This is a genomic window from Acinetobacter sp. ANC_7513 (assembly GCF_056779915.1).
Genome location: NZ_JBWYIW010000013.1, coordinates 34,700 through 47,887, shown reverse-complemented (window position 1 = coordinate 47,887; position 13,188 = coordinate 34,700). Strand labels below are relative to the sequence as shown.

12 protein-coding genes and 1 other RNA gene are annotated in these 13,188 nt (G+C 39.4%); 4 read left to right on the top strand and 9 right to left on the bottom strand.

Translation table 11 applies throughout. The features are described 5' to 3' along the window. Positions 1-7: 7 nt before the first annotated feature. From AC1M9B_RS12955 to ssrA, 6 genes are all read right to left on the bottom strand, one after another. Entirely contained in the window at positions 8-454 is a 447-nt protein-coding gene (locus AC1M9B_RS12955) for a tripartite tricarboxylate transporter TctB family protein (protein ID WP_481609253.1), read from the bottom strand. Positions 455-507: 53 nt separating this feature from the next. Beyond that, positions 508-1,500 carry a Bug family tripartite tricarboxylate transporter substrate binding protein gene (locus AC1M9B_RS12950; RefSeq protein WP_481609240.1) on the bottom strand — a complete coding sequence of 331 codons (993 nt, stop codon included), beginning with the start codon at positions 1,498-1,500 and terminating at the stop codon, positions 508-510. A 93-nt stretch (positions 1,501-1,593) separates the two neighbouring features. After that, positions 1,594-2,739, bottom strand: coding sequence for a tricarballylate utilization 4Fe-4S protein TcuB (gene tcuB, locus AC1M9B_RS12945; protein WP_481609239.1), 1,146 nt, complete (start codon positions 2,737-2,739; stop codon positions 1,594-1,596). A 2-nt stretch (positions 2,740-2,741) separates the two neighbouring features. Next, entirely contained in the window at positions 2,742-4,136 is a 1,395-nt protein-coding gene (tcuA, locus tag AC1M9B_RS12940; RefSeq protein WP_481609238.1) for an FAD-dependent tricarballylate dehydrogenase TcuA, read from the bottom strand. Between the two features lie 99 nt (positions 4,137-4,235). After that, positions 4,236-5,168: a LysR family transcriptional regulator gene (locus AC1M9B_RS12935; RefSeq protein ID WP_481596554.1), complete on the bottom strand. Its 933-nt coding sequence runs from the start codon at positions 5,166-5,168 to the stop codon at positions 4,236-4,238. Between the two features lie 116 nt (positions 5,169-5,284). Further along, positions 5,285-5,645: a transfer-messenger RNA gene (gene ssrA, locus AC1M9B_RS12930) on the bottom strand. A gap of 132 nt (positions 5,646-5,777) precedes the next feature. On the opposite strand from ssrA, the gene glpK reads away from it, so the two are divergent. After that, on the top strand, positions 5,778-7,262 hold the full coding sequence (glpK, locus tag AC1M9B_RS12925) for a glycerol kinase GlpK (RefSeq protein WP_481609237.1): 1,485 nt from the start codon (positions 5,778-5,780) through the stop codon (positions 7,260-7,262). A gap of 52 nt (positions 7,263-7,314) precedes the next feature. On the opposite strand, the gene AC1M9B_RS12920 is transcribed toward glpK, so the two are convergent. Beyond that, complete coding sequence (locus tag AC1M9B_RS12920) at positions 7,315-7,812, bottom strand: thioesterase family protein (protein ID WP_035266285.1); 498 nt, start codon at positions 7,810-7,812, stop codon at positions 7,315-7,317. Positions 7,813-7,920: 108 nt separating this feature from the next. Between AC1M9B_RS12920 and hemB the strand changes: the two genes are divergently transcribed. After that, complete coding sequence (gene hemB, locus AC1M9B_RS12915; protein WP_092768220.1) at positions 7,921-8,931, top strand: porphobilinogen synthase; 1,011 nt, start codon at positions 7,921-7,923, stop codon at positions 8,929-8,931. Positions 8,932-9,131: 200 nt separating this feature from the next. Continuing rightward, the gene (gene thiO / locus AC1M9B_RS12910; RefSeq protein WP_481609236.1) at positions 9,132-10,238 is read left to right on the top strand and encodes a glycine oxidase ThiO; all 1,107 of its coding nucleotides are present in this window, start codon (positions 9,132-9,134) and stop codon (positions 10,236-10,238) included. Here the strand turns inward: thiO and AC1M9B_RS12905 are convergent. Then, positions 10,235-11,146 (bottom strand): TIGR01777 family oxidoreductase, encoded by a 912-nt coding sequence (locus AC1M9B_RS12905; protein WP_481609235.1) that lies wholly within the window; start codon positions 11,144-11,146, stop codon positions 10,235-10,237. The genes thiO and AC1M9B_RS12905 overlap by 4 nt on opposite strands. 64 nt (positions 11,147-11,210) lie before the next feature. Further along, a complete protein-coding gene (locus tag AC1M9B_RS12900; protein WP_035266293.1) occupies positions 11,211-11,663 on the bottom strand; it encodes an ABZJ_00895 family protein in 453 nt (150 codons plus the stop codon). 365 nt (positions 11,664-12,028) lie between these two features. On the opposite strand from AC1M9B_RS12900, the gene AC1M9B_RS12895 reads away from it, so the two are divergent. Then, on the top strand, positions 12,029-13,162 hold the full coding sequence (locus tag AC1M9B_RS12895; RefSeq protein WP_481609234.1) for a hypothetical protein: 1,134 nt from the start codon (positions 12,029-12,031) through the stop codon (positions 13,160-13,162). The last annotated feature ends 26 nt before the right edge of the window (positions 13,163-13,188 follow it).

Below are 13,188 nucleotides of genomic sequence, written 5' to 3'. Positions count from 1 at the left end.
GTTATCCTTAACCAAAGAGCCCAAGCGGTAAAGGCACGTCTAACACACGGTCAAACAGATAATAAGTACTCAGACTTAAGACAATACTGGTGATTACAATCGGGATCATTTTGCCGTTAAACAAACGTCCAAGTGCGATTGTGAGTAACAAAGTAGCCCCCATAAATCCAAGAAACTCAAAGACAGCAGCATAGATTGTCAAAGCCACTACACACAGGACCAATTTACCAACCAAGTGCTTTGTCCACCCTAGCTCAACTACCTCAAACATAATGGCTGGCCGAACCGTTAAGTAAAAAGCACTGAAAGTGATCAAGCTCATGAGGAGCACCGGAAAGGCTTTTGGTCCGACTGGGTCGTAAGAAATGGGGGCTTGAAAGTTCAATGCGTAGATCAATAAGCCCAATCCAATAACAGTAATGATGGCTGTAAGCATGCGTTCAGATTTCATCAGCTTCCCTCTAAACAAAACTGAGTTAGAACAACCGTCCTAACTCAGTCTGTTGATTATTTTGATAATTTGTATTCTTCCGATAACTGACGCATTTCATTGGTTTGCTTATAGACATACGCTGCTAGTTCGTCGCCAGTCATTTCAAATGGTAGTAAATCTTGATTGTCACGTACTGCATCAAATCTCTGATCTGCCATCATTTTTTCAAAGGCTTTTTTCCACCACTGATAAGCATCATCACTGACTTTTGGTCCCACATAGAAACCACGAATGACAGGCCACTCAAGGTCATAGCCTTGCTCAATTGCGGTAGGTAGATTTGAAAATTTACCTTCCAATCTATCTTTGGAAAACACCGCTAAAATACGAATTGAGCCGCTGTCTAAATGTGAACCAACTTCACTGACATTACCTACACCCACTTGTATATGCTGCCCCAAGAGTGAGGTTAAAACTTCGCCACCTCCTTCTAATGCAACGAAGCTCATATCGGCAGGATTCACGCCTGCTTTTTTCGCTAAAATTGCTGTTTGCATCCAATCCTGACCACCAACACTACCTGCACCACCAAAGCTGAGTTTCTTCGGATTTTCACGTAATGCCTTCATCAAATCATCAAGGTTTTTCAGTGGTGAATCTTTGTGAACTGCTACAAGCCCATAATCAACGGCAACACCTGAAAGCCACTTCACATCTTTTTCTGTGAAATTACCAAATTTGCCCTGGGCCAAGTTCAATAGTGAGCCTGTGGAAAATGCAATCACAGCATTATCGTTCGCTGGGTCATTGTTAACGATTTTGTTATATGCCACTGCCCCTACACCACCCGGCATATACGTTACACGAATAGGTTCTGCTAACACCTCTGTCTCTTTAAAGCCGGATTGCATCAGCTTACAGGTCATATCAAATCCCCCCCCTGGCTTAGCGGGTGCAATACATTCTGCACGTTTAGGTTGCCCTGGTTCTTTTGCTGCATTTCCTGTACCACAACCTACCAATACAGCACCAGTACATGCCAATGCTAACCATTTCATTTTTTTCATAGCAAACTATCCTTATTGCTGAATTATTAATTGATGTATGTCCATGTTTTACCTATTTCCAATCTAACCTCTGGCCTAGATTGGTTTGGGTGTTTACTTCGTTTTAGCTCGTTGTTTTGCAATTCGCTCTTCCACAGCGAACTTTAATAAAGCTGCACTGCGATAGAAACCGTGAGCGAACTTACCAAAGGGAATTGTTAAGAAGAAAGTCATAACTGTTGCGAGATGAATTATCAGGAGTAATGCCATTGCCGAGGTATCACGAAATGCCAAGAGCAATAAACCGGTGACACTGATCAGCAGAAGCAAGAAAATAAATCCACGGTCCATTGGCTTTTGCTTCACATCACCATGTAAAGGATGACGTTTAATATTGAGATATAACAATCCTACTGGGCCAATGATTAAGCCAATCCCACCCAACGTACCTAAAATTACGGGTAAACTGCTGTAGGCATATGGTGCTTGAAGACCAAGAAAATAGTGATAGAACGTTGCAACGCTTGTTGCTGCAAAACAGAGTAAAAAGCCATACATTGTGAAGTGATGATAAACACGACGGATTTGTGTATATCGATCATCTTCTTCATTACAACCTTTACCATGCCCACCATCTAAATATTTGAGCGTGAGAACATTTTTAGAAGCTTGTAGAATATCTGGCTGCGCCACGCCTTCAGGAATAATTTTAGAGGTTTGCTTCCAGAATTTTGCAATGCCTAAACCCAATAACACAAACGCTAAAATAAACACTGAACCAAACAGCACTGCTAAGAAATTGTGAGGAAAAATGGTGTAGAAATCACCTTGGTAGCGACCAAATAGATCAGTGCCATTCATCCAAACACCTGCCAACATCAGTAAGAAAAATAGTACTGACATTGCAGAAACCAGTGGAATGCCTGTTTTTTGATAGATTGATCCAAATACAGCAGGGACTGCAAATTCTTGATAAGTCTCTAATCGAACTTGTGCCATGGCTTGCGGAATATTGACGCCAAATTCATGCGGTGGCGCATATTGGCAAGCATGTAAACACGCACCACAATTATGACAAAGATTAGCCATATAGTGGATATCCGCCTGCGTAAACTCAAGACGTTTGGTCATGGCAGGGAAAACCGCACAAAATGTTTCACAGTATCGACAAGCATTACAAATCTGTAAGGCTTGTTTGACTTGATCTTCGTTCTGACTCAACTGCACGATAGGAATTAAATTTTTTGCATTGGCATTCATAATTAAACTCCCAACATCAGTGCAGCATTCGCCGCATTTTTTCCTGCAATACGACCAAATGTCGTTCCAATTGACATCCCCACACCTGCGGTATAACCCTGACCTAACACATTGCCAGCCATCATTTCACCTGCTACGAATAAATTTGGGCTTGGCCGATTATTGAAACGAACGGCCGCATCATCCTCCACTTTTAAACCGAGATAAGTAAAAGTGATCCCCGGACGCAGTGCGTATGCATAAAAAGGGGGGTGATTCAGCGGAACAGCCCAATGGGTTTTCGCAGGGCTTAAATTTTCAGTATGACAATTATCAAGCACAGTATGATTAAACTCACCAACGACACAGGCTTGGTTAAACTCATTCACCGTTTTCGAGAGGGTCACCACATCTAAATTGAGCTTTGCTGCTAACTCTTCAATGCTATCTGCTTTCGTGCCTTCAAATACGGGTGGCATGAAACGTCCAACAGATTTTGAATCAATTATTGAATAGGCAATTTGATTCGGCTGCTTGGCAACTAAACGCCCCCAAATCGCATAACGTTTTGGCCAGAAGTCTTCACCTTCATCATAAAAACGTTCTGCATTTTTGTTGACGACAATCCCTAAAGATACACAGTCAATACGGGTACAAATTCCACCATCATATAAAGGAGCACGTGCATCGACAGCGACACAATGCGATTGAGATGGATCGCCAATGATATCGGCTCCTTGATCCATCATAAATTTGAGTAAGTTGCCTTGGTTGAAACGTGTACCACGAATAATAAAATTATCCGCTGGCCACTCACCATTTTCGTTTTGTCCCCAAGCTTCTTTAAGCCATGCGATGTTCGATTCAAAACCACCTGCAGCAAGAACACAAGCCGCTCCTTCAAAACGTGTACCATCTTCAGCAATAGCAGCTTTGAAAGTATTGTCTTCTAAGTCCAAGTCAACAATTTTGGTGCTATAGCGAACCTCAACACCTAAATCTTGTGCGCTTCTAAAATAGGCATTAACTAAAGCTTTTCCACCACCCATAAAAAATGCATTAGTACGTGCGACATGCAGTGCCCCTGACAGCGGTGGTTGGAAATTCACCCCATGCTTACGCATCCAATCTCGACAAGTTGCTGTACTTCGAATCACCAAGCGTGCCAAATGTTCATTGGTCTTGCCCGCGGTAACTTTTAACAAATCCTGCCAGTACTCTTCCTCAGGATAAGCGTCCACCAAAACATCTTGTGGTGCGTCATGCATACAACGTAAATTACGAGTGTGCTGAGAGTTCCCCCCACGCCACTCTTTGGGTGCAGCTTCCAATAATAAGACAGATGCGCCTTGTTCCCTTGCTGTCAGTGCAGCACACAATGCGGCATTCCCACCGCCAATCACAATTACATCATGCATTCGATGTCTTCCCTCTCGAATTTGATGTAATTTAAGACTAAAAGTGCGAATTAACGTGATAGGCAGAATTTAAATAGGTGTTTAATAAAATTAAATAGGTTAAAAGTCTAATAACTCAGCACTTGGCCATAGTCCTTTCTGAATCAAGCTTTTAACTGTGCTTTTAATCGCCACTTTAGTTGCTAAGCTCGCGGGTGAAAGCTCTTCTTCAGCCAAACTAATTAAATAATTAATTCGATCAAGTTCTGGTTCAACCACTTTTAATAAACAAATATCCGACTTTAGATAATCAAAATGTGCACTGACAGGTTGAATGGTTGCCATGTTTAAATTGCTAACACAATTCATCAGAAGATGTAGACCATCTACTTCATAGTCAACATCTAATAATTCAACTTTTTGATCAAGAAATTTACGCAAACCATGTCTCTGACTTGGCAATACAAGTGGTAAGCGATTCACTTTTTCTAAATCAATTTTTCCTTCTAAAATACATTGTTCATAACCCTGCTCTTTTAACAAAGCACAATTGGCCATCATGAACATTTGCTCTTTCAATAAAGGTTGAACAGCCCAGTTACTATCGACATCTTTAGTAAAAATGATCGCAATATCTAGTTGCCTTGCATTGACTAAATTGGTGAGATTACCAGATAGGCTCTCGACTAAATGAATTTTTATATCGGGATAACGCTCCGACATTAGTTGCATGAAGGGAATGCCGAGTACTGATGCAATACTGGGTGAAAATCCCACACTCACATGACCTGTCAAGCGTGATGAATGCGCCGCTTCTATTGCATATTGCGCATGACGAAGTGAAAGTTGTGCTTGTTTGAAAAAAGCTAAACCTGCAGGCGTTGGAGTCACACCTGTAGAGTTACGTTGCAATAACCTTGTACACAGCTCATCTTCTAACTTTGCAATTTGCTGGCTAAGTGCTGATGTGCCCACATCTAACTTCTGCGCAGCTTTACCTAAACTTCCTGACTCAACAATCGTAATAAAGTATCTAAGTTGCTTCAGTTCCATATGCCTCCCCCTACCCATACGAATATTAAATAAGCATCGTACTTTTTCGTTTTATCAGTTTTAATTAGCAATAAAAAAGCCACTTAACATAAGTGGCTTTTTTATAACAAGAATTTTGGTGGAGATGGCGGGAGTCGAACCCGCGTCCGCAAGCACTACACTCGAGATTACTACATGCTTAGATATCGTCTATTATTTTAACCCTCAAAGACCCGACGAACAGGGTTAAGAGAGCGATCCTTTAAGTTTAGTACAACACCCCAAGGCTTGATGTTATACGGACTTGTGTGCGTGCGCTTCAGTCGGGATCTCTAACCACAAGTATTCAGAGATGCGGACAAGCTGCCCTTAGGCAGCTAGAGCGTAAGATTCGTCGTTTGCGACTATTTAAAATGCAAATTTTATTTACGAGAGAAAATGCGCTCTCGGCATGCATCTATGAGTTTCATCACCAGCGTCGAAGCCAGGAACATCCCCAAAGTACAACGCAATCATAGCATAAAAGTTTGAAAATACGACCTCTAATTTCACAACAATTAAACATACACATGCGCTTATTCCAATAATTGAGATAAAATCTCTTTTTTCAAGTTCAAAATTGCATATTTTATGAGTTATTTACTTGCACTAGATCAAGGGACGACGTCAAGTCGTGCGATCATTTTTGATGAACATGGAAACGTTCATGCAACAGCTCAAAGAGAAACTAAAATACGAACACCAAAGTCAGGCTGGGTAGAGCAAAATGCACAAGAGATTTGGAGTTCACAAATCGCAGTAGTGCAGCAAGCAATTGCTGATGCGCGATTACTGCCTAAAGATATCAAAGCTTTAGGCCTAACCAATCAACGCGAAACGACAGTGATTTGGGATAAAAAAACTGGTGAACCTCTAGCCCCTGCGATTATTTGGCAAGATCGCAGAGCAAGTGATTGGTGTAATTCCCTCATTCAACAAGACTTACAAAACAAGATAAATTACACCACAGGACTCCGCATTGATCCTTATTTCAGTGCTGGAAAATTAGTGTGGTTACTTGAAAATATTGATGGTTTAAGAGCTCGTGCGGAACAAGGCGAAGTGGCTTTTGGAACCATTGATAGCTGGCTAGTTTGGAATCTCACTCAAGGTGCTGAACACGTGATTGAAGTCTCGAATGCTTCAAGAACCATGTTAATGAATCTGCATACCCAGCAATGGGATGACGAATTACTCGCACTATTTAATATCCCAAAAGCAATACTACCCAAAATCGTGGCTTCTGATTGCCATATTGCCAATACAGCAAAAGGTCTCTTAGGTGCAGAAATTCCAATTACAGGGATTTTAGGTGATCAACAATCAGCGTTATTTGGTCAATCATGTTTTGACGTAGGCTCAGCTAAAAATACCTATGGTACTGGCTGCTTTATGTTATTCAATACAGGTGATCAAATTCAACTGAGTCAGAATCAGCTTCTCTCCACTTTAGCTTGGCAATGCAAAGAACACACCTCGTATGCGCTTGAAGGTAGTGTTTTTATGGCTGGTGCGATTGTGCAATGGTTACGTGATGGACTAGGAATTATTCAAAGTAGCCAAGAAGTTGAACAATTGGCGTGTCAAGTTAACAATACCGATGGTGTCGTACTTGTTCCTGCCTTTACAGGCTTAGGAGCACCTCATTGGGATACGGATGCCCGCGCATTATTATGCGGTATGTCTAGAGGGACAAATAAAGCACATATTGCGCGAGCAGCTCTCGAATCAATCGCATTTCAAGTCGCTGACGTTTTGAATGCCATGCAATCTGATATTCGAAACCCTTTAAAAGAATTACGTGTAGATGGTGGTGCGAGTCAAAATGATATGTTGATGCAGTTTCAAGCCGACTTACTGAATGTTCCTGTATTAAGACCGCAACTTTTGGAGTCAACGGCTTGGGGAGCTGCGGCAATGGCAGGTTTAACTGCAGATGTATTTAAAAATCCGTCTGATATTGCGGCATCATGGAAATTGGAAAAAGCCTTTGAGCCAACAATGTCTGAAGATCAACGTCAATTTCATTTACATCAATGGAATAGTGCGTTAAAACGTTCAAGATCAGATGTTTAGTATAAAAAACCGCCTACAAGGGCGGTTTTCTTATAAGAGATACATAGATTTTTCAATATGCGTATGAAGCAATACCTGTTGCAATTGCTTTACCTTCATCATTCACCATATTCATGCGCATCGTACAACCTTTGCGACCCATGCGTAGGACTTCAGCAGTGGCAATAAAATACTTTCCGCGCCCTGGTGATAAATAATCCACTCGCATATCCACTGTTGCTAAACGTGAAACTTTCTTTAAAGTTTCAGGCAACATATCAGGCTCTGCACGCTTGTAAAGCTCGCCCATTGCAACAATCCCGCCAATACTATCGAGTAATGTTGCTGCTACACCGCCATGCAAAATTTGGAAAGAAATATTACCAATGAGATTCGGTTTCATCTCAATATAACCTTGGATTTCACCTTCTACGACACGCATTTGCATTTCGTTGTAAGCGAAATAAGGAGAGGTATTAAATACTTGAGTGAGTTGATTTAATACCACTTCAAGATCTGGTTTAGCACCTAAATGGAGGTTACCCATCCATTTTTTTTGGGAATCGTTCATACAAAACTCAAATTAACATCATGAGAAAAAACCATCAGCATTTTCCCAAAAACCGCCTTAAGGGGGCTACAATTAGACCCAAGTAAAATACCAAACATCGAGATTGTGATGACTTATACGTTTAATCGCCCTGCTTTTCCTGCAACACGCATGCGCCGTATTCGAAAAAATGACAAACTCAGAGCGATGGTGAGAGAAACACATCTTTCTGCTGAACATCTCATTTATCCGGTATTTGTTCTACCAGGTCAAAATCAAACCCAAGAAATACCTAGTATGCCAAATATTCACCGTCTTTCAGCTGATTTGTTGTTAAACAAAGCTGAAAAACTTTTAGAATTAGGTGTATCTAAATTAGCTTTATTCCCAGTTACCCCACAAGAAGACAAAAGTTTAACTGCTGAAGCAGCATGGAGAGATGATGGTTTAGTTCAAAGCACTGTCCGTCTTCTAAAAAAAGAATTACCAGAAATGGTACTCATCACTGATGGCGCTTTAGACCCTTATACAACACACGGTCAGGATGGCATCATAGATGAAACAGGTTATGTCCTGAATGATGAAACTGTTGAGTGTCTGATTAAACAAGGTTTAAGCCATGCAGAAGCAGGAGCCGATGTTTTCGCACCGAGTGATATGATGGATGGTCGTATTGCTGCGATTCGTCAAGCATTTGAAGCAAATGGTCATATTTATACCAATATCATGGCTTACTCTGCCAAATATGCATCAAGCTTCTATGGTCCTTTCCGTGATGCCGTGGGTTCAGCATCTAATTTAAAAGGTGGTAATAAGTATAACTACCAAATGGATGTAGGAAACCGAGCTGAAGCTCTTCACGAAATTGCACTAGATATTCAAGAAGGTGCAGACATGGTGATCGTAAAACCAGGGATGCCATATCTAGATATTGTACGTGAAGTTAAAGACACATTTGGCATTCCAACATTTGTTTATCAAGTGAGTGGTGAATATGCCATGTTGGCAGCAGCAATCCAAAACGGCTGGCTTTCTGAAAGTGTAATTTTAGAATCACTGATGAGCTGTCGTCGTGCTGGTGCAGATGGAATTTGGACCTATTTTGCTGAAGATGCTGCAAAAATGCTTAAAGATATATAATACACTATTGAATCAAAAGCGCTTTTCCATAAAGCGCTTTTTTTCTACTAAAATCATCATCATTGTATTCAAGACCCAACTTTTAACTTACTCATTTAACATCTTACATCTCATCGATCTCTTTACATCATTGAGATTATTTGCACGATTAGAGCTTGAATATGGTCTAATACACACCGTCATTTTGAAGGTGGATAAAAATGCACGTTGCCATCATTGGATGTGGAATTAGCGGCTTACTAACAGCGCTTGAATTACTCGAACAAGGTTGTGAAATTACCCTCATTGATCAAAAACAAGCAGCTAAAGCTGCATCTTGGGCAGGTGGTGGTATTTTGTCACCTATGTATCCTTGGCGTTATCCCAAAGCAGTCAATCAATTGGCACAACATGGTAAATCGTTATATCAATCTTGGAATCAAAAAATTCAACCATTGAGTGGCATTGATTTCGAAATTCACGATTCAGGCATGTTAATTTTTGATGAAGATGATTTTGAGATTGGCCTCAGTTATAAAGCGCAGTATAACGAGCCGATGCAGCATTGCGATTTACTCGACGAGACTCAATTAAGAAATCTGAATCCACGAGTTTCTAATACTTTCAAGCAGGCTTTGCATTTTCCACAATTGTCTAATGTTCGTAATCCTCGTCTTTTAAAGTCTATTCTGACTTATCTTAAATCACATTCAAAAGTAAAGATTATCGAGCATAAGTGGGTAGAAAAATTACTGATTCAAAATCAGCAAGTTCAATCCATTGTTCTGCATGATCGACATCAAATTAAAGCTGATCAGTATGTTATCGCTACTGGAGCTTGGTCGGCACATTGGGCATCACAACTCGATTTCAATATCCCTGTTCAACCTGTTCAGGGGCAGATGATCCTATTCAAAACCCCTGAAAACTGGCTACCCACGATGTGTATGTACAATGTCATGTATATGATTCCACGTCGAGATGGCCATATCGTCTGTGGTTCCAGTATGGCGGAATTAGGTTTTGAACATCGCCCAAATTTGAAAACACAACAATCCATTTACCAAGCATGCATTCAACTCATACCTGAACTTAAAAATTTCCCGATTGTGCAACAATGGGCAGGCTTGAGACCTAGCTCACCTGATGGAATTCCATATATCGGTTTAATGCCTGAAATGAAAAACTTATGGGCGAATTTTGGTCATTTTAGAAATGGTTTATGCATGGGGCCAGCTGCAGCGCAGTTACTACGACAACTCATGCTGAATCAGACCACCCTCGTTGATCCTAGACCCTATGACCCATCTTTGAAGTTTCAAGTTTAATGTGATGGAAGTAGTTGCTCCAACGCCATTTTGAGTTCTGGATACTTAAATGTATAACCTGCTTGAATAAGTGCTTCTGGTATAACGTATTGTCCATTTAAAACCAATTGAGACTGCTCACCTAACATGATTTTAAACAATGAATCAGGCAGACTTAAAAGCGGTTTCTTGTTTAAAATTTTTGCTGCGGTGCGAACAAAATACACCTGATTCGTTTCTTCAGGAGCAACGAAATTAAAAACTTCGTTTGGAGTGTCATTCAACATCAGAAATTCAATCGCCTGAATCACGTCCTGAATATGAATCCATACTAAGGGCTGCTGACCTGAACCAATTTTACCTACCAGATTAAATCGAATCGGTAAGAGTAATTGTTGTAAAATTCCTCCGCCATGCCCAAACACCACGCCTAAACGAATGACCTTAATATCAAACTGATTTTTGTGTTGGAGCGCCGACCTCTCCCACTCTTGGCAAAGTTCGGACATAAAGATCGGTTGAGATGATCCCTGCTCATTGTTTTTTTCTGACCATTCTTGATCAGGATCAATACCATAATATCCTACAGCAGAACCAGAAATAATTCGCTTGGGATGTTGCTGATGGGTCAGCAGATAATGTAATAATGCATCGGTCGTATTCACTCGGCTGTCGATGAGTTTTTGTTTTCGCCTTTGCGTCCAGCGACCATCACCAATACTTTCACCCGCTAAGTTAATAACATAGTCAATTTGAGCGTGTTGGATATCATCGAAAGATTGAACCCATGTCAAACGTGGATGCTTCATTTTTGGATTGGACTGTCGGCTTAAACCAATCACTTGATAATCTTGATCTAGCAAATATGCAACCAAATAAGATCCAATAAAACCTGTTGCACCAGTAACCAAAACGCAAGGATGATACATAGAAATACTCTTATGATCTGATCCCTCTATCATGGTGAAAGATGCCTTTGAGCTCAATTCATGATTACTTATTTACCACCAATTTATTCGCCATGCGCTTCGCTTGTGGACCATAAAACCAAAAGGTAATTAAATATAATGGGATCGCCAGCATCAAAATCATAATTGCACTGAGACTTAAGAAACTGGAATTTTGGACATAGAGTAAAAAGTTCTGCCAAATTTCAGGGTCTTTTCTCGAGAAAAATAAAATACTTAAAAAAACACCAAGAAAGTTATAGCCCCAAAAAATCAATGTAAAGCCTAATGTGAATTTTTTACGTTCTTGATCCGAAGGTGCACGTTGTTGTTGATGAATAAATTTATATAAAACAACAATCATCGCTATTAAATATGGAAGTGCAGTGACTATTCCTGCAATTGCCGAAGGCAATAACGCTGCCAATATACCTGCAACCAGCGTTAATCCTAAGCAAAGTAAAAAGAACCATAAAAAATATTTTCTTAAAGAAACCATAACTCTCAGACGCAATAAATTCCTGTCACAAAGCATAACCGAAAATAAATCAAATATTTTTAATTTTCTTGTCAACCGAATCACAACCTTATGCGTTATATAAGGTACAAGGTCAGTAGCAACCGCGTAGTCATTGCACCGGCATCCGCAATGATACACGGTGACCTTATACCCCAATGAGACCTATAAATCATGCTTCTTGCAGAAAAATTTAGTTTAGCAGCCTAAATTTGAATGACTGAAGTATTTTGGCCGACGATTTCACATCACTCGAATCGTCGGCTTTATTTTTGAACTTAATAAATTTTCTAAATATACTTTTATCCATAAAGATGAGATAACAATCAGAATAAATCCTAGTCGCAATGTATAAAGAAAAAATTAAACATAAAATTAGTCTAAAAAAACGTCTAAATTTTAAATCAGACTTTTGGGATGTATTGAATTATCCCTTCACTCGCTTTCTTATCGGTATCGTATTAATTTGCTATTGCACTGTTTTTCTTAAAGCTTTTCTTAATCATCAATTTCACATACCGCTTACAATCATCAGTTTACTCTGTGGTGTTTTTTATCAAAGTTATCAAATCATTAAAAATAAAGAAAAAATCTTAATTTATTCAATTTTAAGTCTATTTCTGAGTGCACTTTCATTTATTTCTATACAGAGTTCTAGCTCGAATCCATTAATAATTTGGGTCTATTTCTATCTTGGTGCTTACTTAATGATTTTTTCTGTAGAGCATCATCAGAGTTTAACCACACCTTTTGGTGAAGGGCTTAGTTTTTTATTCGCACTTGGAATTTGCTATTGGTTTTTCGAAAAACAGATGCTTGGTGTTGATACAGTATTATCGACATTCATCACAATAATCTTGTTAATATTTTTACTCTATTCGATTGTACATGCCTTTTTTGAAATTAAGCATCATCATTTAAGCCGTTTTCTACTGAGTTTCTTTACTTGTTGTTCAATTTTAATTTTGTCTATTGATCAAATTATAGAACTTTATTCACAGGGCGATATTACATCTGAGCATCGTTGGGTTGAGCGTTTAATTTTATTATTTCGATATTTTTTACTCGGTTTATCGTCTTTATATCTTTTTCAAAACTTAATGCTGCTTCTCAGCTATTTTCCCAATAAATACACGCGTTCTTATTTTTCAGATGTCAAACAAAATACGCTGATCCATATCAAACGTTTTTCAGAAGATCAAATTTCTAAAACAGAAGCTCGGTTTGCACTCATTTTTACGGTTTCAGTCTATTCTTTAAATTATATCTATCAAATAATTCCCATCAATATGAGTATTTGGCTAAGCATTCTATTGGTACCCTTAGTCATCCAGTCTTTTTTTCATCATAAAATAGATCAATCGTTAACAGCAGCTAAACTGCATGCATCCTCTTCTCATAAGCAAATCTCGATCAACTCGAGAATCAAAAATAGAAACAAGAGAAAAAGACGAAAAAAGAGTAAATCGAATAAAAAATAGCGATTAAAAGCTGTCTTATAGAGATG

Excerpts from the sequence above, each read along its gene's own strand:
- AC1M9B_RS12950 (WP_481609240.1), bottom strand. The coding sequence starts at position 1,500 with ATGAAAAAAATGAAATGGTTAGCATTGGCATGTACTGGTGCTGTATTG.
- tcuB (WP_481609239.1), bottom strand. The coding sequence starts at position 2,739 with ATGAATGCCAATGCAAAAAATTTAATTCCTATCGTGCAGTTGAGTCAG.
- tcuA (WP_481609238.1), bottom strand. The coding sequence starts at position 4,136 with ATGCATGATGTAATTGTGATTGGCGGTGGGAATGCCGCATTGTGTGCT.
- AC1M9B_RS12935 (WP_481596554.1), bottom strand. The coding sequence starts at position 5,168 with ATGGAACTGAAGCAACTTAGATACTTTATTACGATTGTTGAGTCAGGA.
- glpK (WP_481609237.1), top strand. The coding sequence starts at position 5,778 with ATGAGTTATTTACTTGCACTAGATCAAGGGACGACGTCAAGTCGTGCG.
- AC1M9B_RS12920 (WP_035266285.1), bottom strand. The coding sequence starts at position 7,812 with ATGAACGATTCCCAAAAAAAATGGATGGGTAACCTCCATTTAGGTGCT.
- hemB (WP_092768220.1), top strand. The coding sequence starts at position 7,921 with ATGACTTATACGTTTAATCGCCCTGCTTTTCCTGCAACACGCATGCGC.
- thiO (WP_481609236.1), top strand. The coding sequence starts at position 9,132 with ATGCACGTTGCCATCATTGGATGTGGAATTAGCGGCTTACTAACAGCG.
- AC1M9B_RS12905 (WP_481609235.1), bottom strand. The coding sequence starts at position 11,146 with ATGTATCATCCTTGCGTTTTGGTTACTGGTGCAACAGGTTTTATTGGA.
- AC1M9B_RS12900 (WP_035266293.1), bottom strand. The coding sequence starts at position 11,663 with ATGGTTTCTTTAAGAAAATATTTTTTATGGTTCTTTTTACTTTGCTTA.
- AC1M9B_RS12895 (WP_481609234.1), top strand. The coding sequence starts at position 12,029 with ATGTATAAAGAAAAAATTAAACATAAAATTAGTCTAAAAAAACGTCTA.